This is a genomic window from Neobacillus vireti (genome assembly GCF_036962345.1).
Taxonomy (GTDB): domain Bacteria; phylum Bacillota; class Bacilli; order Bacillales; family Cytobacillaceae; genus Neobacillus; species Neobacillus vireti_A.
Window position 1 is genome coordinate 46226 of record NZ_JBALNB010000008.1, and the last position, 24033, is coordinate 70258.

29 protein-coding genes and 2 pseudogenes are annotated in these 24033 nt (G+C 35.4%); 19 read left to right on the forward strand and 12 right to left on the reverse strand.

All coding sequences use genetic code 11. The features are described 5' to 3' along the window. Positions 1 to 28: 28 nt before the first annotated feature. From V7108_RS10385 to fabZ, 9 genes and pseudogenes are all read left to right on the forward strand, one after another. Positions 29 to 685, forward strand: coding sequence for a hypothetical protein (locus V7108_RS10385; RefSeq protein WP_335568167.1), 657 nt, complete (start codon positions 29 to 31; stop codon positions 683 to 685). 11 nt (positions 686 to 696) lie between these two features. Continuing rightward, positions 697 to 1074: a hypothetical protein gene (locus V7108_RS10390; protein ID WP_335568168.1), complete on the forward strand. Its 378-nt coding sequence runs from the start codon at positions 697 to 699 to the stop codon at positions 1072 to 1074. 13 nt (positions 1075 to 1087) lie between these two features. Beyond that, positions 1088 to 1294: a hypothetical protein gene (locus V7108_RS10395; RefSeq protein ID WP_335568169.1), complete on the forward strand. Its 207-nt coding sequence runs from the start codon at positions 1088 to 1090 to the stop codon at positions 1292 to 1294. A gap of 142 nt (positions 1295 to 1436) precedes the next feature. Next, entirely contained in the window at positions 1437 to 1958 is a 522-nt protein-coding gene (locus tag V7108_RS10400; protein ID WP_335568170.1) for a YcxB family protein, read from the forward strand. Between the two features lie 121 nt (positions 1959 to 2079). Next, positions 2080 to 2382 carry a hypothetical protein gene (locus V7108_RS10405; protein WP_335568171.1) on the forward strand — a complete coding sequence of 101 codons (303 nt, stop codon included), beginning with the start codon at positions 2080 to 2082 and terminating at the stop codon, positions 2380 to 2382. A gap of 114 nt (positions 2383 to 2496) precedes the next feature. Further along, positions 2497 to 2880, forward strand: coding sequence for a MazG nucleotide pyrophosphohydrolase domain-containing protein (locus tag V7108_RS10410; RefSeq protein WP_335520629.1), 384 nt, complete (start codon positions 2497 to 2499; stop codon positions 2878 to 2880). Between the two features lie 226 nt (positions 2881 to 3106). Beyond that, a complete protein-coding gene (locus V7108_RS10415; RefSeq protein WP_335520626.1) occupies positions 3107 to 3718 on the forward strand; it encodes a LysE/ArgO family amino acid transporter in 612 nt (203 codons plus the stop codon). A 153-nt stretch (positions 3719 to 3871) separates the two neighbouring features. Continuing rightward, a complete protein-coding gene (locus V7108_RS10420) occupies positions 3872 to 4072 on the forward strand; it encodes a hypothetical protein (protein ID WP_335520623.1) in 201 nt (66 codons plus the stop codon). Positions 4073 to 4334: 262 nt separating this feature from the next. Continuing rightward, a pseudogene (gene fabZ, locus V7108_RS10425) lies at positions 4335 to 4760 on the forward strand (3-hydroxyacyl-ACP dehydratase FabZ). Positions 4761 to 5462: 702 nt separating this feature from the next. Here the strand turns inward: fabZ and V7108_RS10430 are convergent. The 3 genes from V7108_RS10430 to V7108_RS10440 form a co-directional block, all read right to left on the reverse strand. Further along, on the reverse strand, positions 5463 to 6041 hold the full coding sequence (locus V7108_RS10430) for a DUF6241 domain-containing protein (RefSeq protein ID WP_335568172.1): 579 nt from the start codon (positions 6039 to 6041) through the stop codon (positions 5463 to 5465). 200 nt (positions 6042 to 6241) lie between these two features. Beyond that, the gene (locus V7108_RS10435; protein ID WP_335568173.1) at positions 6242 to 6538 is read right to left on the reverse strand and encodes a hypothetical protein; all 297 of its coding nucleotides are present in this window, start codon (positions 6536 to 6538) and stop codon (positions 6242 to 6244) included. A gap of 309 nt (positions 6539 to 6847) precedes the next feature. After that, positions 6848 to 7477, reverse strand: coding sequence for an isochorismatase family cysteine hydrolase (locus V7108_RS10440; RefSeq protein ID WP_179602073.1), 630 nt, complete (start codon positions 7475 to 7477; stop codon positions 6848 to 6850). 270 nt (positions 7478 to 7747) lie between these two features. Here V7108_RS10440 and V7108_RS10445 point away from each other — a divergent pair, with 270 nt between their 5' ends. Then, a complete protein-coding gene (locus tag V7108_RS10445; RefSeq protein WP_335568174.1) occupies positions 7748 to 8086 on the forward strand; it encodes a hypothetical protein in 339 nt (112 codons plus the stop codon). A 305-nt stretch (positions 8087 to 8391) separates the two neighbouring features. Beyond that, positions 8392 to 9411 carry a DUF3231 family protein gene (locus V7108_RS10450; protein ID WP_335568175.1) on the forward strand — a complete coding sequence of 340 codons (1020 nt, stop codon included), beginning with the start codon at positions 8392 to 8394 and terminating at the stop codon, positions 9409 to 9411. Positions 9412 to 9643: 232 nt separating this feature from the next. Here the strand turns inward: V7108_RS10450 and V7108_RS10455 are convergent, their stop codons facing one another. Both V7108_RS10455 and V7108_RS10460 read right to left on the reverse strand, forming a co-directional pair. Further along, on the reverse strand, positions 9644 to 9868 hold the full coding sequence (locus V7108_RS10455; protein WP_420489185.1) for a hypothetical protein: 225 nt from the start codon (positions 9866 to 9868) through the stop codon (positions 9644 to 9646). 16 nt (positions 9869 to 9884) lie between these two features. After that, positions 9885 to 10601, reverse strand: a complete 717-nt coding sequence (locus tag V7108_RS10460; RefSeq protein WP_335568176.1) for a conserved phage C-terminal domain-containing protein — start codon at positions 10599 to 10601, stop codon at positions 9885 to 9887. Positions 10602 to 11080: 479 nt separating this feature from the next. On the opposite strand from V7108_RS10460, the gene V7108_RS10465 reads away from it, so the two are divergent. Next, positions 11081 to 11275: a hypothetical protein gene (locus V7108_RS10465; RefSeq protein WP_335519462.1), complete on the forward strand. Its 195-nt coding sequence runs from the start codon at positions 11081 to 11083 to the stop codon at positions 11273 to 11275. Between the two features lie 84 nt (positions 11276 to 11359). On the opposite strand, the gene V7108_RS10470 is transcribed toward V7108_RS10465, so the two are convergent. Both V7108_RS10470 and V7108_RS10475 read right to left on the reverse strand, forming a co-directional pair. Next, positions 11360 to 11878: a VanZ family protein gene (locus V7108_RS10470; protein WP_335568177.1), complete on the reverse strand. Its 519-nt coding sequence runs from the start codon at positions 11876 to 11878 to the stop codon at positions 11360 to 11362. A 483-nt stretch (positions 11879 to 12361) separates the two neighbouring features. Beyond that, complete coding sequence (locus V7108_RS10475; protein ID WP_335519467.1) at positions 12362 to 12469, reverse strand: YjcZ family sporulation protein; 108 nt, start codon at positions 12467 to 12469, stop codon at positions 12362 to 12364. Positions 12470 to 12863: 394 nt separating this feature from the next. On the opposite strand from V7108_RS10475, the pseudogene V7108_RS10480 reads away from it, so the two are divergent. Together V7108_RS10480 and V7108_RS10485 are read left to right on the forward strand one after the other, a co-directional pair. Beyond that, positions 12864 to 13947, forward strand: a pseudogene (locus V7108_RS10480) (lactonase family protein). A gap of 134 nt (positions 13948 to 14081) precedes the next feature. Then, on the forward strand, positions 14082 to 14222 hold the full coding sequence (locus V7108_RS10485; protein WP_335568179.1) for a hypothetical protein: 141 nt from the start codon (positions 14082 to 14084) through the stop codon (positions 14220 to 14222). Here the strand turns inward: V7108_RS10485 and V7108_RS10490 are convergent. Beyond that, on the reverse strand, positions 14215 to 15717 hold the full coding sequence (locus V7108_RS10490; RefSeq protein WP_335568180.1) for a polysaccharide lyase 6 family protein: 1503 nt from the start codon (positions 15715 to 15717) through the stop codon (positions 14215 to 14217). The genes V7108_RS10485 and V7108_RS10490 overlap by 8 nt on opposite strands. A gap of 825 nt (positions 15718 to 16542) precedes the next feature. Here V7108_RS10490 and V7108_RS10495 point away from each other — a divergent pair. Further along, positions 16543 to 16932, forward strand: coding sequence for a DUF5661 family protein (locus tag V7108_RS10495; RefSeq protein WP_335568181.1), 390 nt, complete (start codon positions 16543 to 16545; stop codon positions 16930 to 16932). A 377-nt stretch (positions 16933 to 17309) separates the two neighbouring features. Here the strand turns inward: V7108_RS10495 and V7108_RS10500 are convergent, their stop codons facing one another. Beyond that, positions 17310 to 17579, reverse strand: a complete 270-nt coding sequence (locus tag V7108_RS10500) for a hypothetical protein (protein ID WP_335509275.1) — start codon at positions 17577 to 17579, stop codon at positions 17310 to 17312. Positions 17580 to 18186: 607 nt separating this feature from the next. Here V7108_RS10500 and V7108_RS10505 point away from each other — a divergent pair. Next, positions 18187 to 18546: a hypothetical protein gene (locus tag V7108_RS10505; RefSeq protein WP_335517676.1), complete on the forward strand. Its 360-nt coding sequence runs from the start codon at positions 18187 to 18189 to the stop codon at positions 18544 to 18546. A gap of 304 nt (positions 18547 to 18850) precedes the next feature. On the opposite strand, the gene V7108_RS10510 is transcribed toward V7108_RS10505, so the two are convergent. The 3 genes from V7108_RS10510 to V7108_RS10520 all read right to left on the reverse strand — a co-directional run bounded on the left by V7108_RS10510 (position 18851) and on the right by V7108_RS10520 (position 20916). Beyond that, positions 18851 to 18994, reverse strand: a complete 144-nt coding sequence (locus V7108_RS10510; RefSeq protein ID WP_335517674.1) for a hypothetical protein — start codon at positions 18992 to 18994, stop codon at positions 18851 to 18853. 442 nt (positions 18995 to 19436) lie between these two features. Further along, on the reverse strand, positions 19437 to 19874 hold the full coding sequence (locus V7108_RS10515) for a VOC family protein (RefSeq protein WP_335568182.1): 438 nt from the start codon (positions 19872 to 19874) through the stop codon (positions 19437 to 19439). A gap of 256 nt (positions 19875 to 20130) precedes the next feature. Continuing rightward, positions 20131 to 20916, reverse strand: coding sequence for an SDR family oxidoreductase (locus tag V7108_RS10520; RefSeq protein ID WP_335568183.1), 786 nt, complete (start codon positions 20914 to 20916; stop codon positions 20131 to 20133). Between the two features lie 428 nt (positions 20917 to 21344). Here V7108_RS10520 and V7108_RS10525 point away from each other — a divergent pair, with 428 nt between their 5' ends. The 3 genes from V7108_RS10525 (at position 21345) to V7108_RS10535 (ending at position 23907) form a co-directional block, all read left to right on the forward strand. Beyond that, positions 21345 to 22841 carry an RNA-guided endonuclease InsQ/TnpB family protein gene (locus V7108_RS10525; RefSeq protein ID WP_335568184.1) on the forward strand — a complete coding sequence of 499 codons (1497 nt, stop codon included), beginning with the start codon at positions 21345 to 21347 and terminating at the stop codon, positions 22839 to 22841. A gap of 259 nt (positions 22842 to 23100) precedes the next feature. Further along, positions 23101 to 23298 (forward strand): DUF4177 domain-containing protein, encoded by a 198-nt coding sequence (locus V7108_RS10530; RefSeq protein WP_335568185.1) that lies wholly within the window; start codon positions 23101 to 23103, stop codon positions 23296 to 23298. Positions 23299 to 23559: 261 nt separating this feature from the next. Then, entirely contained in the window at positions 23560 to 23907 is a 348-nt protein-coding gene (locus V7108_RS10535; protein WP_335517656.1) for a VOC family protein, read from the forward strand. Positions 23908 to 24033 lie beyond the last annotated feature (126 nt).

The following is a 24033-nucleotide window of genomic DNA, read 5'->3' on the forward strand; positions in this document are numbered from 1 at the left end:
GCAAACTACTAACACGAGGGGGAACAAAATGGCTGGGGATCATTCTGCAGCGAGAAATGTTAATAGGGATATCCTTATTAATGAACTAGATTTAAAACAGGTTTCGAACACGACAATCTTTCTCAAAGGAAAGTATTTCGTATTATCACCTTCGGTTCAGAATTCCTATAATTGGTTTGATCTTAGACTAGTAAATCTAAAACAGTTTGATCGAAAGAATCAAAAAGGATATCTACTTATCAGATTTTTTGATAAATTTTTGCTTGCAGATTTAAGAGCGTTTATACGATCAATGGTTTCAAAAGATAACTATGTAAAAACGAAAGTAAGTGGAGTTCATTGGAAATTCAATATTAGACATGTAAATGGTCAATACATAATTATAAATCAAAGAGGTAAAATGCAATTTATTATTGAGGAAGTTACTCAAGATGAATTGAAGCAAAAGCTTGGCAGACTACCAAAGGAGACGATTTCTGCCCAGAAAGATACTGCTATTAAAGCTGTGGATGGGACTCAAAATGAGGAGGTAAAATTAACAGATCTGCGGGAAAAAATAACTTTATTAAATGAACGGGGCACAATGAAACCACATGTATACCAGAACCCTAATGGCAGACAGGAGAGTATGAAACCTGCGAACGGACTAGTTCATTGGTTTTTAAAATTGTTTAGGAGGAAATAAGGTGGATGTAATTGCTGAAAAAGAGTCCGATAGATAAAAATGTACCTCGTGAACTTATAAACCTAGTAATGGATAGATTGGAACAAACTCTTCCATACAAATGTCGCGGTATTAAAATAACACATCAATTAATTCAAGTTACATTAGAATGTTTGAATGAGGAACCATCCAAGACCTTACCTCAAAATTGTAGAAATGACGTTAGAAGTAGGACACCAGATGGACTGGATTATAGGATAAAAAACAGAATGGGATCTGATTTAAGAACAGCTAATATCATATCTGATATTTTGGCGGAGGCTGGAATTGTGAAGATTACACATATAATCAACCCGAAAACTGGCAGAAGTATAAAAGCTAGTCAATTATTAAAGGATTGGACCTGGTAATAGACGTTAAAAAATGGCAGCTATTTTTGAAAGGAATGGTGTTTATATGAATCATAACCAAGCTATTATTCTAGCGTTGGCTAGTTTAGGCGGAGAGGGAACCATAAAAGAAGTAAGCGATTGGATTCAAATAAGGTATCCTAATAAGTGGAAGGATGCTGGAACAGCCCTAGCGGATATGGTTCCAAAATCGCTGGGTGGCAATTCACATCTACTGTAAGTGAAGAAAATAGGGTTTTATAAAGAGTATCACCAGGACGGTATCGGTTATATCAAAAAACTGTTAGTATAAAAGGATAAAAATTTTAAAATTTATTTGAAAAATTTAATAATTTACAAAAAATATATCTTGGAGAATAAACATGAAAATCATATATAATTTAACCGAAGAAGATTATTTGAATTTTAATTTGTTTCACATAAAAAACTCAGAGTCCGCTAGTAAATCCTTTAATATACAAAGATACTCGATTCCTATTATTTACCTAATAGTTGCTTATGTATTTTCAAATCTTGCGGACATCCCATTTTTATATGCATTCATTCCCTTTTTAATAATGGGAATCTTTTGGGTCCTATTTTATCCGAAGTATTTTCAAAATCGTATTAAAAGTCAAACCAAAAAGATGATTAGAGAAGGGAAAAATGAGGGTTTATTAGGAGAACATACGATGCTTTTGACAGAGGATGGAATCATTGATACGAATTCTAACGGTGAAACGAAGGTGAATTGGTCAGGGGTCGTTAAGATGATGGAGGATAACTCTAATCTTTATTTATATAATAGCTCTGTTAGTGCCTACATCATTCCTAAAAGAGAATTAAAAGAGTTAGAGGAAGTACGTGCATTTTTCGAAGCAAAATTATCACATTTACAACTTTAATGTTAAGCAAACATTTATAGGCACTGTTCGCAATCTTTGCATGCTTTGACTTAAAGTGTTTTTACAGTGCAGTTTTTTATGTTAAATATCTATTAAAACAATTTTAATATAAGGTGATTATATGCTGAAATGTTCATGGTGTATGAAAAAGTTTAAGAGCGGAAAGCCAATTTATGGGCTAAATGTAAAGTTTGTCGAAGAGAAGAAGATTTCAGATCCAGACGGAAGAATTGTACATATACATCTTGAGTCAAGGAACACAAGTGTTCCAATGTTAGTTCCTGGTATAGACTCTGAAGCAGATAAAAAAGGAATTGATGGTATTTTTCCTATTTGTAGTGAGAAATGTGGAGAAAAAATGAGGGACGCATTATCAAAGGAAATTGGCACGATCCAAGCAGTTAATAATACAATTCAATTGTAATTTGCCAAATTGGTACAGATGGATATTACTAAGCTGCTGCTAGCTACTAAAAGACCGTACATTAGAAACATTCAGATTAACGATATTGGTATCTTTAGTGTGAAAGGAGTAATAATGAAAGACATACAAAACTTTGCGAAACAGTATCAAAAAGAAATGGGATGGGAAATTTCTGAAGAGAGCTATGCGGAGAGCAGAGATTCTCTTTTAAATAACTATATGCTGCTTACGACGGAGGTTGCTGAAGTTGCGGAAGAGCTCCGTCAGGCCTTTAATCTTACTGCTTCCTACGTTGAAAATGGCATGGAAGAAAAGAAGGCATTTGAGTTAGCAAAGGATCAAATTAAAGAAAACATGGGCAAAGAGCTGGCGGACTGTCTGGCATACTTGCTGAAATTTTATAATTTTTTTGGAATCGATTTAGAGGAAAGCTTTTATGCCAAAATGGAAGAAGTTAAAAACCGCAAAAATAAAGATTTAGTAAAATCAACGAAATGACCATACATAAGGAGCATGTTTTATCCTAACAGCGGTAAACATGAATTTGAATCAAAAAGGGTTGGTCCAAATGGGGCCAACCTATTACATTCACAGTCACTCATATTTAGTAGGATTGTTGTGACTGCAGCCACTTCGCTTCTTGAAAGTAAAGGCAGTTTAATGGAATAAGAAATCTTTATCAATGCCTATTGGTATATATGGTAGAAAGGGATTGTAGTTTTAGATGATAAGTGCAATCATTCACGGTATTATTTTGGCTTTTGGGCTCATTCTTCCATTAGGAGTTCAGAATGTATTTGTTTTTAATCAGGGGGCAACTCAAACGAAATTCAGAAGGACCTTACCTGTAGTCCTTACTGCATCCATTTGTGACACTCTCCTTATTTCTATAGCAGTATTGGGTATATCCGTCATTGTTTTAGGGGTTTATTGGATAAAGTTTGTTTTATTAACAGCTGGAATTATTTTTTTAGTGTTTATGGGGTTTGTGACTTGGAAAAGTAAGCCTAATTCAAATTCATCAGAAAATAAAGCACTTTCTCCAAAAAAGCAAATTGCTTTTGCTATTTCCGTTTCTTTGTTAAATCCCCACGCAATCATGGATACCATTGGAGTAATAGGTACAAGTTCAATTTCGTATTCAGGTATAGAAAAACTGGGATTTACCTTCGCATGTATCACCATATCTTGGATCTGGTTCTTTTTCCTTGCATTCATTGGAAGACAAGTAGGAAGGTTAAACAAGTCAGAAGGATTTATGTCCATTTTAAACAAAGTATCGGCGTTAATAATGTGGGGCACCGCCATATATCTTTTTTCATCATTAATTTCCTAAAAATACAAACGGTTGCTTTAATGAATGAAGAAATCATTCATATTTATCTTATATTTTATGATTTACAAACATTTAACAAAGATTTTGTAGGGTTTTATTCATTATTGGTTAATTCTTAAATAGCAGAGATGTAAAAGGAAGGAAGTGGAGAGTTTGAAACGTCAAAAGACTTTTTTTATTCTAAAAGATCTGGTTTTTGAAATGAAGAAACCAGAAATAACATTGAAGCAAATTAGAGTAGCACAGATTAAAATTGAAAATGAGGAATATAAAGAACTAAGAAAAAAATTCGATGAAGATGTATTTCATATAGAAAAAAAACCTGAAGGATGGTTTATTACCGAAAAAGAGTAAACTTCAATTTATTTTAAGAAATGTTTTTTTACTGCAAGTAACGTTCCTTCAGAATAACAGGATCGGTTGACGGGGAGAAAACATCCAATAACAGACTAATTGAGGACATCATTCACATACGAATTGCTGTCCTTCTTTTTGTTGTTATATCAATACTTTAATGGAATTAATACACTAATTAGCACATCAATTCACATACAATCGGAGATACCAAGAGATAAATAGATTTTTTCAAAATATTATTGTTATGGGGGATTTAATGATGTTAGATACTCAAAAAATTAAGAAAGTTATTAGACATCGTTATCCATTTCTTTTAGTGGATAGAATTTTGGAATTAGAAGAAGGATAAAGAGCAGTTGGTATTAAAAATGTGACTGTGAATGAGGACTTTTTTAACGGACACTTCCCCAATTATCCAGTTATGCCAGGCGTATTAATTGTAGAGGCATTAGCCCAAGTAAGTGCAGTTGTAATGTTAACTAAAGAAGGAAATCAAGGAAGATTAGGGCTTTTAGCAGGTATAGATAAATGCCGATTTAAACAGCAAGTAAAACCAGGAGGCCAACTCCGTCTTGAGGTTGAAATAACCCGAATAAAAGGTTCTATTGGAAAAGGCAAAGGCATAGCTACAGTTGATGGAGAAGTAGTTTGCGAAACAGAGATAATATATGCATTTGGTGATTAGAAGCTATTAATTTCTAAAAGTCATTCAAATTGTTGGACAGAAGAGTGTCTTATTTTAAAGGGGGACTTTAAGTTAATAAGAAGTTAAAGTAATAGGATCCATCGGTCCTTTTTACTTTTTTTCCTTGTTAAACTACAGAGAAGCTTTAGAAGATTTTTTCTAGCCCCATACAATCCTTTTTTATTTTCTAGGCTCTGTTAAAGAAAAATGTTGATATTTTGAATTTTAAAAAAGGACTTGTCTAAATTAGACAGTCCTTTTACGATCTTATGTAATAACGAATGAGTTAGTTGAGCGACAAATGTTTTATTTCACTTCTTCTACTTTATCCAGCTTAGAATTAGATGTCATTATTTCATCTTTGGAAATAAAGGTAATAGCAACATATGATCGTTGCTTTGCATGTTAAATATCCATTAGAAGCCTATCCTTTATTTCTGATATATTACCAGGCCTAGAAAGAACATCAATATTACTCTTAATTGTTCCTCTTCCTAATTTTTTCAATTGAAAACGGCCATAATTGATATTTATAATAATTATATATTCAAAAAAATAAGCCCTCAATGGAGGACTCTTTTTGGATCAACTACTTTTATTTTTTCCATTAATTCCTCAAGGCACTTAAAGCAAAGAATACCTTCTTCAGGGACGTTTTTCTCATTACAATGAACGCATTTAAGCTCCATATAGCTTCCTTTCTTAGTCAAATTTGCTACCCCAGTTCTCCAAAACGAATTGGGCTTCTTCTTCAGGTGTGAACAATCCAGTAGACCAGCCTTTAGTACCATCTTGCATTTTTAAGATATAGTCATGGTCACCGTTGACAGAAGAGAAGTCTCCTTCTTGCCATTTGTCTAAAATCCTTAGCATTTCATCTTTATGCTCAAATTCGCTGTTTTCAACGAATTCAGTAACTTCTTCAATGTTCGCTTTAGTCATTGGTACAGCACCGGTCTTCTCTTCTGCAGCTATTTTCTGATGTGTCATTTGATTCATAGTCATTAGAACGCTATCCTCATTATCAAAGAGACCAATTGCATTAGCTTTTGTGTCTTCCAATTTGGCAGCTATTGCTATAGCATCATTTGGATGTTCCTGCGCAAACTTCTCAGCTTCGTATTTTTGGACGTTTCCACTTATGTAATACCAAGCAATTCCAACCATCGCTGCAATCCCAAGAATGGTACCACCTAAAGCTACTCTGTTGATTTTTTTATTTTTAGAGTTTGTTTCAACTTCCATTTCATCTTCAAATTCAGGTTCGATCTCTTTTATCATAAATAATTCCCCCAAATATTATTCTATCACACCATTTCAATTTACAATAAAAGGATTAATCAGAATTAAATAAACAATTATAATATTGAGGAAATCAAATAACTGTAAGAAATTGTGTATCACTATGGCATATAAATTTTGACATATAACCATATAATTTAAAGAAACTTAAACAAGATCAAAAAAAAGCCTAACATCAGCTAGACTTCATAGATGTCGGGAGAATGTTTGAAAGTTTTTACAAAATCAACAAGACAAGTCTCGAAAATGTCAAATTTCCATCTTTGTTCATCATACATAGATGGATATCCAAAAGATAAGTTGAAAGCATGAAATTCATTTACTTCAAATCCATATTCAGTTATTTTTTCCTTCTTACCACATTTATTGCAAGTTATTGAAGTGGCAACATTTTTCGTTACTGTTATTTCTTGATATTCTTTCATAACCACAGTCTCCCATCCAATAATTAGAAATGTTCCATCATCAATTTCCATCCTTTTAGAATATCCTCTGAATCATTTCTTGTACAATACCAAATATCGTTTAATATAAATTTGTTTTCTTTTTCAATGCCTTTCGCAATTGATTGTGAAGAAATACACTTAAAGTAACGTTGCAATTTAGTTGAAGAATGGAAATGGCTCTTTTATGTTTGTACCAAGCAAGAATAGCCCCCTCCGAACAGATTGGAGGGGGGTGTGCTATCTAAATTCATCCGTTATTCCAAGCTCTTATTCTGACCAAGTAACCACTTGGGGACAGTTCAGACAAGTTGTATAGGAAATTACCAATTGGGGAATGATTTATAAGTTTGAAATAGCCTCCTGTGTCGTCCAAGTAGCACTGGCAAATGCTTTATAATTGGTAACGGCAGCTTGAAAATCCTCTTCACTAATTGTTGCGGTGGCATCGTATACAACAGCTGTTTCAAAACCAGTTTCGATTAGATGCCTCATATGGGACTCTACACAAACGTTGGAAAGCACCCCTGCAATAATTATCTTCTCTTTTCTATGTTGTCGTAACTGATATTCCAAGTCATTTGTTTGTGGGCTGGCAACCTTGTGAGGAGTTGCAATGACGGTTCTTCTATCAAAAATATAAGGTTTGAAAGAATGAACAAAATCAGCTCCAAATGACGGTGGTGTGTACGCATTTGCCACTTGATACATTCTAAGACCTAATAGCATCTTTTGTTCATTTCCTGTAAATTGCCAGCCATAATCATGAGGGTATAAATAATGGGGCGATATGAAAAGTTGGTATCCCTTATTGATGGCAGTTCTCATTAATAGTTCAAGTTTTTGTATGGTATTGTTTCGTTCAATAGTTCCTTTAGTCAGATGATAGCCTCTTCCCCCAGGACTCATAAAGTCATTTTGTGGGTCTGTGATTACAATGGCAGTATTATTGGGATGTGGTTTAAACGGCAAATTACTTACCTCCCTCGCAGCATAAGCTTGCGGAAATGTTTGTTACCTGTTCAGGAAAGATAGAGAAGTTGTTTTTTTAAAAGTTCAGCATTGACACGACAGCCGCATCGAACAAGTACATAGTCATTAAAAACTCTATAGGCATCTATATGTATTTGTAGTTTGTTTAGTTCACTTTGTTATAGAAAATTAGTGTGCAACTTTGACGAATGTTTCCAGAAGGTACTTGTTAAGCTAACGGGTAGCTTTTCTTAAAAAAGGGTGATAAATGTGACAACTGGTTGGAATTTGAATAAAACAACGATTACTTTACCATATTCATACGAAAGTTTAAGTGAGCTATTAAGTTGCATATCCAAAAATAAAAACCATTTCTCACATTATGATTTTGCACAGTGGTGTGATAATTTTACAATGGTCTTTGAGGATGCTGAATTGTCTCCAATCATTGAAAAAGCAGCTATTGTTGCACGAGATATAGAATGTCAGTGGGATTTATTTTTGGTTAATTCCTATTCATTAAAAGAGTTGCAGAAAATAGACTTATCAAAGGTAAAATTACCTCAAGAGTGGTTTATTCAGTGGTTAGAGCGATTAAAAGAGAGGTAATTGGAAACCACCCTTGTTCCACTAACGGGTAGCTTAGTTCAATTAGGTTGATAAATATTACGACAAAAACGCTCAGGAAAAATCTGAGCGTTTTTACTTGTCATTCATATTGCTCATTTGTTGTTAAAACATATGTTAATTAGTTTGTTATTTACATATGTTTTTAGGATTTTTCTCCTCATCAACCGAACCCGTTACCTTCAGAATTTTGTTTTTCCTTTGTGCTGGAATCATTAAATGTTGAGTCTGTATATAATTTCACATTATGCTAAATACTATCCGAAAAAGCAATGCAAGGGGTTAACATGATAGCACTTAAACCGATTAATCTAAGTTCACCAAAAACAGACACTACTGAAAAATTAACTTCAGCAGAAATGGGAAAACTTTGGGCAACATATATGGGAAACAGTATGGCAAAATGCATTTTAACTTATTTTCGTCAACACGTTGAGGATGAGGATATTAAAACGTTAGTAGAAAATGCATATCATTTATGTGCGGATTTCATGAAGACAACGGAAGAAATTTTTAAGAAAGAAAATTTCCCTATTCCTAAGGGCTTTTCTGAAGAGGAAGATGTAAACCAAGGCGCACCTCGCTTATTTGAAGATGAGTTCTATGTCCATTACTTAAAATATACCGCAAAAGCAGGAATGAGTATCTATAACGTAGGATACCCGCTTGTTTACAGGAAAGATGTAAGAGATCTTTTTAGATATTGTTTAGAGTCCACTATCGATTTAATGGACCAAATCAAAACAATCCTAATGCATAAAGGGCTTATAATAAAACCACCTCTTATTCCAGTTCCAAATAAAGTTGAATTTATCCAAAAGGATTTTTTAAATGGTTTCTTCGGTCATGTACGACCTTTACATGCTTTGGAAATTACCCATTTTTACGATAATATTGAGAACAATGTAACCAGTAAAGCACTCATTATGGCATTTGCCCAGGTAGCAAAAGATGAACAAGTTCGGCAATTGTTTGAAAAAGGGAGAGATCTTACACAAACAAATGTAGAACGTTACATGCAAAAATTACACGATGAAAATTTGCCTTCTCCATCTCTTATAGATCATTTAGTGACAAACTCAACGTTTTCTCCTTATTCTGATAAGATCATGTTGTTTCACAAGGCAGATATGTTTTCAATGAAGTTAAGAGCATTTGGAAATTCAGTTGCTGTAAATGGAAGACACGATGTTGGGCTAGTCTATACAAGATCGTTTGCAAAAATTTCATTATTCTGTGAAGAGGCAGCTAAAATCATGATCGAAAATGGCTGGATGGAACAACCTCCATATGCAGCAGAGAGATAGTGATAGGGGAGTTTGTTTACTATCTAAAGTTATCAAAAAGCCGAAGATATGCTGAATTTTAATTTATTTCTTGCATATTTTCGGCTTTTTTCATTTTAAAAACCTACTGCTTTTTTAATAGTCCAAAACATTTATCTGTGCCTCAATGGGAAATACACTAGTATATAAATCCGAATTTAAATTATCTACTTTTGAGATAAAACGCACGGGCATTTAATTTACCAATCTGTTTCTAATCACTGAGATCTAATATAAATCTACCAGGGATAGGGCGTCCACTCGATGTATTCTGGGACAGGTCACTAATCTTTGGCGGATGAGGCGAATCTGCCACAAATTTCAATAGATTCGATTGCACTCGATCATACGAATATTTTTGCAGGACCAAATGCCAGGCATCCAGCTTTTGTTGATCAAATTGAAACTTTTCATAATAGGCTTGAATCTGTACCATCAACGTATATATCTCTTTCTTAGTCGTCTAAATTAAAATCCTCCTCAGATATTTTATTCTTACCTTCCTGCTGATTAAGATACGATTCAAACTTTGTTCCAAACAATGTCTCTGGCCGCAGGAACTTATTCCAAGCAGGATCAGACAGCCAATCAGCGGACTTTAAATTGATGACTCTAGTAAAATCCTCAAGCGTAAAACCTTCTCTATATCTAGCATGAATCAGTTCCCTCGTTTTAATCGAACTTAGTTTAAAGTTCTTTCCCGCCTTCTCATTCAAATAGCCAATAATTTCTGCATATGGGATCTCCTTTTTCGTGGAAGAAGGGACAGCGGATTCTTTTGTAATCTCCGAATCTTCCTCAGATGCATTTTCCTTAATAGGAGCAGCTTTGCGTTCCTGCAGACTATCTTCAATTTCATGCAATTTTTCATAGTCAATGCTATACCATTTTGTCTTATCCATTTTCATCTGATTGAAATTAGCTGAAATCAATAACCCCAGCATCTCTAACGAGCGAATACTCCGTTTTATGGTACTCACTGACCAAAATGGCAGCTGCTTCTGCCACTCTTCATATGTATTATAAACCCAGGTTCTTCCCTCAATCTTATGCTTGCTGATTCCAAGCCAATAATGGATTTGCTGCAGCACCACTGCCTCATTTAAACCAATCTTAGCTGCTAAACTAGGAATAATCATTACGGGGCTTTCATTGATTAACAACCTGCTCACATTCATCTCTCCTTTATAGAACTTTTTATTAAAGGAACCTTGGTTCGGTCGTAAGACGATAGTAGCCCGCCGATTGGTTTAGTCCCTTCAATGTGTATATATTTATAAAATTTTAAAAAGGACAGGGTAAATAAAAATTATTTTTGATTGGTGGTAAATGAAATGGAAGAGAACATATTATTTTTTCTTTGAAGTAATCTAATGAAGAAATCTATGGTATTGCTTGGGTCAACACGAGGTTCTCTTCGTGTCATTCTGAATTGAGCTGCACATCAGGATGAGAGAATCAGCTTGTCAGTTTGAGCGGGTGCACATTCCATCAAACTAGCCAAGTGATAGCTTACCTAACACTAAAAGTGGAAATCCCCGCGGAAATCCATTTGCATGTTGTACGAACGAGTTTAGTGCATTAAGGAGGCATACTGTAAACTGTAATGGAAGGCGAGTTCATGCAGGGTTAAAATAGGAGGATGGGAACAATGGATAGGACCGTTACATTTTCATTCAGTAGTACAAAATATGAAGGTACAGAGGCGACAGAAACATTTGCTTTTAAAGAATTAGGTATTGATGAAAATTTGGATGATGAAGCTCTAAAAATAGAAATAGACAGAGTTTTTCAGGCTTGGGTTTGGGATAAACTTAATATTTCATACAGTATAGTAATAGGATAACATGCTTAACTTTATCAAACCAACATGGGTTTTAGTTTTATCTGCATTGTAAAAATATGTATTATCGGACATGAAAATCATTTTCTAATTTGTTTTTGTTAAGGGTCTAACTTTATCAAATAGTCGAAAAAGAACGAACCCTATAATTGCTCCAAGAGTATTCAGTATAAGGTCATCCACATCAAATGAACGTATAGAAGTTAATAACTGTATAACCTCAACTAAACATGAAGTGAAAAATCCAAAAATTATTACTTTCCAAAACTTGTTTACCTTAAATCTTAGTGGAATAGAAAAACCTAAGGGCATAAATAATAGGATGTTTCCAACTATATTCCTTAATGTATACATAAAATTAGAATGAGTTAATAAATTATATATGCTCTCAAAGGGAGTCAGGTTTATACCGCCACTTTCCATATTTGGATAGTCATAAAAAGGAAAAGGAAAGAGTGTTAAGGAATAGATAAAAGTTACCGAAAAATAGAAAAGAACTTTAATCAATTCGTTTTTTATGGAGATTTGCTTTTTAACTACTAAAACTACAACTCTGTAAATTATCCAAGGAATAGCTAACAATATTAGTGAGTCTAATCTAATCATATTTATTTATCTCCATATCAGCTTAATTATTTCTGTATATCATCTTAGCATAAAATCTTCAACTAACTGGATGCTTTAGTTTAGGAACAAGGCTGTCAATAGACAGACTTGTTTTATGGTGCGCCCGGAATTGACGGAATGACTGTAGATGAACTCTTTGGTCACGTCAGTAAATACCTGCACCTTCTTAAAAGGAAACTTAAAGATGGCTCAATCCTTAGTAATGTTTACTTAAACTAATTAGATAAGGAACTGAAGAAACGTGGTCAAAATTCGTTCGCTTTGCGGACGATTTTTGTGTTTATGTTAGAAGAGAACGGGCTGATCTCCGAGTTCTAGATAGTATTAATCAAATAATGATTAGCAACCTGTACATGTCTGGTACACAAAAAAAGGCGATTCCTAAGGAATCACCTCTTTGATTTTAGTTCAGGTAAAGTCAATTTGGAAAATGAAAAACCCAAAAGTGAGATCCATTTTTAATTAGTATCCATAACCACAGAAACTAGCTCCAATAATGACTAAGAGGATAAACAATACGATTAATAAGGCGAAACCTCCGCCAGCGTATCCTCCAACTGCTCCTGACATAAAATCACCTCCTATTTAGGAGGTATTACAATGAGTGGTAATACATATTATGCTTCTACATAATAGATGACACAATGTAGTTTAGTTTTATAAGTCATAAGTTATAAAAGGATTTATTTTTGAACTAACGCCCCCTAATATATAGTATCAACTTAGAAAATGTTGAAGGAATGCACCTTAAATTCGTTGTTTATATGTATTCTTAGGTACGTGATTTAAGGACTTGTATTAAGCCCTCTTTGGGTCATAATAGACCCTGTGTTTAAGCAGTCTCTTTAGCAGGCAGGGCAGTAGTTGCATTAAACCTCACTTTGTAAACCAATTTACATCCATTTGGGGAATTAAATTGTAAAAGGAACCATATAAAATTATGAAGGGGGTGGAGAATCATAAAATGCTGATGACCAACAACTATGTTCATTCGAGTATGGTTTATATTATGACTAATATGGAAGCAATGAATTCAGTCATTGCCTTTTACAGGGATTTGAATGGAATGCTTACTTTTGTCGGATCATACCCAACATATGGAAAAGGTACCGGTGCAAAGGAGGTCTCAACTGCAACACCAAACGATGGAATTGATCCCCTTATGTCAGAAGGTTCACTAACTTTGTCCCCTGATGGCCGTTTCCTATTTGCAGTTAATACAGGCAGCAATAGTATAAGTAGTTTTATCGTATCCGACAGCAGAAAACTTATTCTCGTGGATGTGAAGCCTTCTGGAGGCACTCAGCCCAATAGCATAGGTGTGTTCGGTAATCTTCTCTATGTTTCCAATGTGGGTGATCCCGCTAATCAATTTACATCCAATATTTCGGGTTTTCGCATAGAGGATAGTGGGCACCTTTCTTATATCCCGGAATCTATTCATTCTCTAAGTACCATTAATGCTCAGCCCGTGCAAATTCTCTTCACTCGGGATGGCAGTAAAATTGTTGTACCCGAGCTTACTACAAACCATCTCAGTGTATTCCTTGTTAATAAAAATGGTACTCTTACCGGACCAATTATTAACGAATCCAATGGGATGACACCGTTTGGCTCTATTATCCTTTCCTCAGGACTGCTTTTGGTTTCGGAGGCAGGTTCTAATGCGCTATCATCATATTCGTTAAGTGACAACGGGATACTTAATGTAATTAGTGGCTCTGTACCGACCGGCCAAAAAGCCACTTGCTGGGTTACCACAACGAGGAATGAGCAATTTGCTTACGCTATCAACACCTTAAGCGGTACATCGTAACGGTGTACTAACAGTTGTCGGGCATACTACTAGTACACCAGCAGGGACAGCAACTGGCTTGCCATTGAATGTTGGAGTGAGTAAGGATGGCCGAAATCTTTACACTCTAAACGGAAATCAGGGTACAGTATCAGTCTTTAATATCAATGATGATGGTAGTCTAGTAAGAATACAAGTTGCTAAATGGACAAAATTTCCTTATTTTGGATCGCAAGGTTTATCTGTTCTTTGATTGTATTGGTTAACCATATTGGGTGCTTAGAAAAATACAAGAGTTAAAGATTGGAGCGCCATTTCGCGGCCTTTTCTTATTGAGCTACGAAGCAGATAAGTAAACAGAACGGATGAAACGATGGGAGGCTCGAGATGAGGAACAGGGAAACGCTTATTCAAAAGAATAGAAGAAGGCAGGCGTTTTTTGCACGCCTGCCTTCATATTATATTGATTCAATGATTCGTGTCTCGATATGGGACATACTGATGGGAGCTCGGTTAGTTCTTATTTAGATGCGTTCAGCCATTCGGGTCCGACATCGCTAGGCTGTAAAGGCTTATTTCTTATAGGCGTTTTGGATACCTCATCCGCTCCGGCATCCCTGTTTCCTTGAGGTCGGGGCTGGCCATCCATATCATCTTTTACGGAGTAAGGCCCGTTTTTCAATGCATTGATAATCGGACTTTTTTCGCCCGCACGGAATAATCCGTCTTCTGTCAAAGCCAGCTGAGGATTTTGCTGGTTAATCCCTGCGACCGGCCCAATCCCAAGTTCAGCGCCATCCATGAAATTTCCTTCATACCTAAGAGCTGCTGAATCGTCGATTACCTTAATAAGAGGAAGCTTAGCGTTCCCGCTTGCCTGTACAACGTTATTTGCTATAATCGTTTCTACAGGCGCTAAAGTATTCGTACTGCTTTTTTTATCGCCTACGACAATGTTGTTTTCATTGTTCACCAGTGTGTTGTGAGTAATGAGCACATTTTTGACTTGAAAATATTTGTTGAGAGCAGAGTTAGGTATGCCATTGGTTAGAACAATGGCCCCACGTGTCGTATTGCTGCCCACAATGCCACTGATATAATTGTTGGCTATCACATGGTCTTCGCCTATAACGCGGATCGCGCCGGCGTTCGCCTTGCCATTGGCGAAAAAGAAGTTGTTTTCAATGTGCGTTCCATTGCCATGACGAAGTGTGACGGTGGCTGTATTGTTCAAAAATGTATTGCCGCGAATCACATTCTTCCCTGATTTAACCGAAACCATTTCGATTTCTCCATCATTGTTCTCGAATAGGTTGTTCTCTACCGTTGTATGTGAATCCGTGAGCGAATAGGTACTCGTTCCGATTCTCAGCGTTTCCGCTTCATTACTAATCACTTGTCCACTATCGTCGAGCAAGATGGGCCGGCCGGCAAAATGATTGTGATCAATGACATGGTGCTGCTCGCCCGCCTGCTCTCTCCAAACTACCATCATCGCACCGATGTTTTTCTTGCCTTTGAAATAGGAATGATCCACCCTGTTATAGCTGCCGTATAATCCAACCCACTTCGTGTTCTTCTCATTGCTTGAAGGGTTATAATCAATCATTTGGACGTTAGTAAGACGGGAATGCGTCGCTTCTTGATCTCCCACCCTGAACTCAATGACACCGGAATCATCAATATCTCCCCCATCTTTGAATACCAAGCCGTCCACCACTAGATACGATCCTCCGATATTGAGTGTGGAGGCACCGCTGAGCACTACCTGACCCGGTGTTTCCGCTCGCAGAGTGATGGGTTTATTCGGCTTGCCTGCGCCTTCCATCACAATGGCAGCATCCTTCCATACTCCGTTTCTCATCACAATCGTATCACCTGGTTGCGCTTTGCTCATCGCTGCTGAAATTTCATCCACTGAAGAGACCTTCACTAACGATTCCTCAGCCGATGCACTGAAAGGGATTGTGGAGAAAGCGATTACAATGCAAAACGACAATAAAGATTTCCGTAACTTTTTCACTATACTGCCTCCTTTTTGTAAATCTACAGATATTATCCTATACTTTCCGGGACAGGATTATGGTTTTTTTTAGCTTAACTATGGGTATTTTTTAGCTTGACTATGGATTTATTAGTCAACGTAAACGCATAAGTGCTGTTCTTCTTTTTTAGAGGAATCCCATCGAGGCTTTGCTCTTCAACCAGATCGAATAGGTTTACCTTTTCAGATTTGAACACTGATAACCTACTCATTACAGCTTCGAAATATGGTTTTCTTGATGGTACAACCTCCATATGCAGCTGAGAGATAGAATTCAGCTTCAAGGTTGCGGGCAGAATCGAACCAAGATGGGTAACTTATTAACTACATTGTAAAAATATGTATTTTATAGTATAATAATATTAGACTTGCTTGAATATTGGAAAAATTATTGAAGGAGGTTATTTTATGTCATTCTTCGCTTACCTGTTTTGGGGATTATTATTGTCACTTGTTCTGTTTGGTGTAGTCTTCGATAAACTATTTCCTAACAGAGCAAAATTTATAGATCAAGAACATCACAAATCGACTAATCAACAATTAAATGAAAATGCTTCTTTGAACACTAAGAGTGCAAATGAAATAGGTTCAACGTTTCTACCGTGAGTATATTAGGGTGATATATTAGAGTTAATGGGGAGATCGCTGCAGCGATCTTTTTTTTTGTTCAAAACGGGGAGGTCAGTTAATTAGCCAAGTGGTATTTTTGGTTATATTCACTATTGGTTAACTTTTAGAAGACATGCTCATAAATAGCTGTCTAACGTATAGTGTTGATAATTACCTTTTTAGGAGAGATGTGTTTTGTACTACTATCATAATCCCTATTTGAACCACTTCATTAACGATTATAACTATGGTACTCAATATCTATATTCAACCACCGGAAGTACGAACAGGTATAGAAATAATCGATCTGCAGCTAGGGTTAAATCATTTTCCAAAGAGGAAGCAGCAGCAATTGCTTTACTATTAGGTATTGATTTTAATAAAAGCAAGTTCGATTTAAATGAATTTTGGATGGGAGTAAATACAGAGCTTGAGCATGGAAAAATTTCCAGCCAAACGAATGTTACAGGCGATGATCCTATTATGACTGGAAAAATTGCACTGGCCCATCTTAACGAGTTTCCTGATTACTATAAAAGATTAAAGGTACTTGAGGAAGAAGCAAAAGCCTTTTGGAACAGATGATTTAATTGGATACCTAAATGATAAGAATAGCATATATTTGTAAGAGATTTCCCTAAAAATTGTATAAACGATCGAGTGCTTTTAACACTGTGAGGAATAAAATTAAAGAGCTAGAACAATCTTTTTTTGGGCCATGGGGAGATTAGTTTAATAAACAAATCTAATATTTGGGTTAACAAAGGAAGGTCCCTCAAAAAGGTAAGTAGTTCCGATAATTTGGAGAAAATCAGAAATCACAGATTAAATAACATATGTAATAGCAACATAAATAACAATATGTTTAGCATACAAAAAAGGTTGGGTAAAATTGAGGAAACCCAACCTTTGTATGATTAGTGCTTATTGAATCGAAGAACCCATTCGTACAATTATAAAGCCTATTTCTTAAATGTTTTATAATATTCATAACCTAAGATTATCAAACCAATTGTCGCAAACAAAGCTCCAACAATAAATGGGAAACCAAGAAACAAAGACTGTACAACTTCATCGCCGTATTGTTTTTCTCCAAAAATTGCAAACCATAATTTTGACTTTCCAGACCAAGCTGTAATACTCGTTGCGTATATAGCACCAGATAATATTATTGTTAAACAAACTAATAAACCACCAAACATAACAAATCCACCGATTAAAATTTTATTCATTTTTTCCCCCCATATGATTTTTGAAAAAATTCAACACCATACTTATTTTTTCTATAAATTAATTGTTTTTTATCTTAATATAGTTGAAGTAAACAATTTTCGAAAATATTTAACTATATTTTAACATAAAATGGTAACAATCCTTGATTTTTTTCAATAGCAAGATGACATTAACTGTTGTCACTCTGTTATTAGGTATGTTAATTACTATGCTAATTTACATATAATTTAGGCGAAAACACTGTTATGTCAACAGAAAAAAAGCATACCAATTACTTTGTTAATTGATATGCTAATTCATATTCTATTTACAATGTTTCTATACAATAACGGAACTAATTATCAAAAAGGACCGTCCTTTAATTATTCTGTATAACTAATGAATAGGGATTGACCGAATTCTTCTTTGCCGAACGTTTCGATTTCTTCTTGTGTTTTGCTATGGGGAGGTTAGTTGAAATTAGGTTAGGGAATCTGTTCGATTGAATGTATAATACCTTGGGTTATTTTAAGTGTTTCATAAAATAAGATTTCAAAATAATTGTATGTTTGTCCAAACATTTTTCTGCCTTTTGAATTTAATGAAATCATAGGGAGGTGGAAAATAATGAATAATGACGTTGTTTCTATTGGAGCAAATTGTGTGGTGAGAATTGGAAATCGGTTCTTTCTACTGGTAGAAATTGAAGTGGAGAATATAGACTTAGAGGAATTTGTTTTTATCCGAATTTCTGAGCGGGAGTTTAGAACGTTAATAAGAGCGGGAGTCGAACGTTGTACAATTGCTAACCGTATTCCACGTAACAATGCAGAATTCATATGTGTTTTAATTGAAAATGGTCAAGCATTTTTGGTTTTCGACGTGGAAAACAATGAAGACGAAGCTGTACTTGTTAGAATTTCATTAACAAGAGCAGAGGAGTTAATTCGCAGAGGCGCAATGCGATGTACTGTAATTAATAGATAAAGAAAAAGGTATTATGGTTCTGCAAAGGAAAACGATTGCGGAACAAGAAGTAAAGGTTGATACATAGTCATGTCTATATGTATCAACCTCTATTTTTTATGACTTTTTACGATTTAGGTCTTGATAAATTTCAAATTTACACCCTAACAAGATTAAATTGTTTATTTACAGTTATAATAATATTATTTTATATACATAGAATTTCTATATACATAAAATAACTAAGTAAGTAGAAGAATAGTGCGATGCTTCCATAATGAAGAATCGCCTTTTCATTATTCAATGTTTGATAATGAACTTACGGTTAAAGATTATCTGTATTTATTCTTGGGGTATTGGTTTCAGGATCCGCTGCTGCCATAGCATTATCATTGTGTCGATCGTTTTCGTTTCTATCTAATTTACTGTATTTTTCTATTGTCTCGGAATTTTTCTTGTTATCAGCCACCATATCACCTCCTACGGATAATATGTCCAACTTTTTCCTTGAAAATAAAAATAGTTGAAGCCAATTCCTAGATTATGTCCGAAGTCGAGTCACCTTCAGACAAGGGAAGACATAAAAAGCAAGGTCGTGTCCGAAGGCGTGTCACCTTCGGACAAGGCAGGGTCAAAAAAGCAAGGTCATGTCCGAAGTCGAGTAAACTTTGAACTGGGTAACGTTTTGGTGCTTAAACGATTGAATGGTCGGAGCAAGTTGATTTTTAGTTAACACTAATCAATCTATTAATTCTTTAACTGATCTGAAGCAGCGCCAGCATTATCATTAAAGCTAATGGCAAGAAATTTGATAAGTTTTTTGGCAAGCCGTCTGGGATGATAAATTGGTACCAACCCTAGAATAATTCAACACAAATCACAGTTTTTTTCAGAGTCAAAAAAGCTTAAATTTATTTGATTTTCTCCGCCAACTCTAAAATAATTCCCTCTGGACCACGAACGTAGCACAACTTATAACTTTCTTCATATTGCTGTATCTCACTAAAGATTTCCGTGCCATTCTTTTTCAATTTGGCAACAATAGCTTCAATATCTTCAACAGCAAAGCATATATGTCGGATACCCAGCGTATTTGCAAAAGGCTGCTGAATATTTTTTTCATCTGAAGGCGTATAAAATTTGACTAACTCTATCCATGCCTGACCATCTGGCATCCCCAATCCTACACATGCCGTTTTAACATCATTAAGCCCAACTATTTTGTCCAACAGTTCTCCAGCCAATTCCCATTCCGCCTGCACTTCAAGTCCTAAATCAAGAAAAAACATTTTAGCCGCTGAAAGATCATTTACGTTTATACTCACATGATCTATTCTATTGATCTTCATATCTAATACCTCCTATGTTCCAGTTATATACAATACCTGTTTTCGTACAAGATTTGTTTGAAATTCTAATTCGCTTAAAACAGAAAATAACCTTCTTCAACAAACCTTTTAGTGCAATAAAAAGGGATTGCCGCCAATCCCATAAAATTAGTCAGCCTCAACAAACACCAAATCAAAAAGGAGAAAAGAGCCTTCTCTCTTTTCCCTTTTTATCAACAGCCCCATACCACAGGTTAAAAGAATTGGATGAAGCGTCCTATATATCCATCTCCCACCACTTTTGTTCTTCTTGTTTCATCTGTTTCTCTGTTTGTTGAGGATAGGCGGTTCGGAATTTATGTTGGTCAGCTGGGATGATTTCTACCATTTTTGCAATTAGAACTTCCGGGTCATACTGGTTCTTTAACCCATCTTCCGCCTTTTTGATATCCTCTTTTTTTGTGAAGCATTTCCCTGCATCGTACCATTTCCATAACTCTTCTGCCGCCCGATCATTAAAGCCCGTCTTGAAGGCACCAGGGTTAATAGTAGCAACTTTTACTCCGAATCCTTGAAGTTCTAACTTTAGGGTATGCGCAATTGCTTCAATCGCATGCTTTGTAGCGGCATATGCACCGTTGTAAGGAGCTGCTAATATTCCAGAAATCGAACTCATAAAAACGATTTTCCCGCTTCCCTTTTCAACCATCTTCCGTGCAGCTATCTGTACTGTTTCCAAGGTTGCGAAAATATTTACCTCAAAAAGTGCCCGAAAACGGTCCATCGGCATTTCCCCGAGTGGCCCTCGTTCATTGATGGCAGCATTTGCAACAAATACGTCAAAATCATACTTCTCCATCTGTTCCAGGTCCAAAGGATTCGTAATGTCCACTTTAATCACTTCTATATTCAGTCCTAAGTCATTTGCTTCCCGCAGTAGGTCTGTCTTTTGAGAAGTCAGTTCTGTAGTTGCAATCACACTATGCCCATTTTTGGCAAGACCTATTGCTGCACCTCGGCCAAGCCCGGTGCCTGCACCAGTAATGAAAATTGTTTTGCCCATGTTAAATTCCTCCATTTGAAATTGCATGCCAATTTATTTTTCCCAATAGCAGTAAGGGCATACCAAACATTAGCAGCTATACCCATTCTTACAGGATCAATGATGTCGTGACTGCCTTGTTAGTGGGAACATAAAAAAGGGTGCAACGATACAGCTACACAAGAAGGAAATTCTACTAAATATTTAGTAGAATTGTAAGCTATAAATTTTTTGAGGATGATTAAATTGAGTAAAGTTATAAAGAGGAGGGGTCCCAATAAGTTATCAAAAAGCAGCGTAAAACCCCTAGCTTTAGATATGGGGATATTAGCTGTAATTTATAATTTTTTTATGATAAGAGTATGTGCTTGCACTATACATTCTATAAAACAACATGGTATAATGGAAATAAAAATAGAACATTTGTTCCTTTAGGGCGGGTGAACCTAATGTATAGTTCCTATAAAATACAAATACATCCGGATCATGAATTGTTCGATTACTTTGATTCTCTATGTTTTAAAGCGAAGAATTTGTACAACATTACCAATTACTATATTAGACAGGTCTACACCGCTTTTAAAAAAGGAACGAGAAATAAAAATCAACTTCAGGCTCTAACGGATATCGAATTGCATTTACCTAAAATGAATGAGATTCGCCAGAAAAGCTATGAAAAAGAAAAGGCGAAACCTAAGAAAGTAAACAAAAGCGGCAAAATAACTGATGTAAAGTTCAAACCATTTCAAATGCCTCATCATGAAAAACCATTTATTGGATATGGCTTTGTTGAAGCCTTATTTAAAGTGATGAAACAAATAGATTACACTTCTATGCCCTCCCAGTCCAATCAACAAACGATAAAAAAAGTTTATGACGATTGGAAAAGTTTCTTCGAAGCCTCAAAGAAATATAAAATCAATCCTGCCTACTTTACTGGAAAACCTAAGATTCCAAAATACAAAAAGAAAAATGGTCGCACGACGTGTTATTTAACCAATCAAATTGCCAAAATTAAAGATGGAAATGTTCTTAAATTACCAGGAACTCATCTTCTATTAAACTTGGGAAAGGTGGCTTATTTCGAAGGGAAACTGCAACAGGTTCGAATAGTACCGTCCTATGGACGCTATGTAGTAGAAGTTGTTTTTAAAAGTAAACAAGAAAAGGAAACCCAACGGTCTGAAAAACAAACTAATGAATTGGTATTTGAGCCGAAACGAGTAATGGGTATTGATTTAGGTGTTGATAACCTGACAACTATCGTCGATAATACGGGGCAAAAGCCTCTTCTTATCAAGGGCACATGGTTAAAATCAACGAATCAATACTATAACAAATTAAAGGCAAAGTACATGAGTATCATTCGAAATGGTAAAGGACCAAAAGAAGGGATATTTACCACTACTCGAATGATTTCGCTGGATCGAAAAAGAAATAACCGAGTCATGGATTTTTTGCATAAGGCTAGTGCTAAAGTGTTGGAAATTGCGCTAGAAAGAAACATCGATACCATCATTATTGGAAGGAATGTTGGCTGGAAAGTGGAGGTGACTATGCAAAAGGCAGATAAGCAAACGTTCATCCAAATTCCCTATACAACTTTCATTGAAATGATTCGATACAAAGCTGAGCGTAAAGGTATTCAAGTCATTGATAGGGAAGAAAGCTATACCTCCAAGTCAAGTTTCTTGAATAATGACCCAATCCCAACTTTCGGAGAAGAACACCAAACTACTTTTAGTGGGTATCGAAGCACAAGAGCCTTTTACAAAATTAAAGGATCAAAAGTGTTAATCCATGCAGATGTAAATGGTGCCTATAATATCGTGCGTAAACATGTAAAGAATGCTTTCGAAGGACTTGAAAGAGGACAAATCCTTCAATCTCCACAGAAAATCTTTATCATAAAAAATAGACATGCAAAGCTGAAGGCTTCGGCCTGATGTAGTAGCGGGACTTGTGGTAGCCCACGTATAGACAATGGTGCTTTTAAAGACTATTCTTTCGAAACCCCTAGCTTTAGCTATAGGGATACTCATAATGTTGAGAATTCAAAAGACTCAATAAATAAGTCAAGTTATGTAATGCTAGCTTTTATAGGTGCGGGAATAGGTGCTTTATTAGGATTAATTGCTTATGTGAAAGATTGGTTATGATCTAATCTAAGACCGCGAGTGCATTGAATAGGGGGGAAGAAAATATATGTATGAATATAAGTTTATTAAAATAGAGTTTAAAAAATTGTCTGGTAAACCTGAAGAAGACTATCAAGAAGTAATTAAAAAACATGCAAATGAGGGCTGGAGATTTGTACAAATTTTCTCACCAGACTTTGCAACTTCTGGAGTTGCAGTAGGGACATACTATGAATTAATCTTCGAAAGACCCATAAAACAATAAACAGATAGAACAATGTACATATGAATCAGATACAAAACTTGAAAAAAGGGGTAAAAAGTATTTCAAAAATTAAAGAAGAACAGCCTCCTAGGGATATTATGCCTTTTAGGGGTTTTTTATTTTTTCAAAAAAGGCAGAAAAAATAGTTCAGACGAAAGGGCATGAGGCAGCTTCGTGGAAGAAGGAATTTGATCTTATTTCTAGAAATTATAGTTTAATGGTAAAATTATGAAATTAGATGAAGTGAGGGAGATAATTATGATGATAAAAGGCTTTGGTGGAATATTTTGGAGAACTAAAAATCTAGAGGCTACAAAAAAATGGTACAGTGAAGTGTTTAAGATGGAAATAGACAATTGGAATGGAACTATTATCAAGCCCCAATCAGAAAGTGAAACGATTTTTTCTTTCTTTACTGAAGAGGACAACTACTTCCCAACAGAGCAACAAGTGATGTTAAATTTCCAAGTTTATAATCTGGATGAGATGATTAATCATCTTGAACAAATTGGTGTACCTCTTGTAAAGGAAAAAGAGAGTAGTGAATTTGGTAAGTTTGTTTGGATTGAAGATCCTGAAGGCAGACGAGTGGAGTTATGGGAAAAATAATTTGCCGTAATTATTCATACATAGTTAAACAGGTGCTTAAATACGGTCGCTGCGGCGGCTTTTTTGCTAGTTCTATTAAAGGGACAGGATTATGAAAGAAGATGGCTGAAAAGAAATATTACAAAA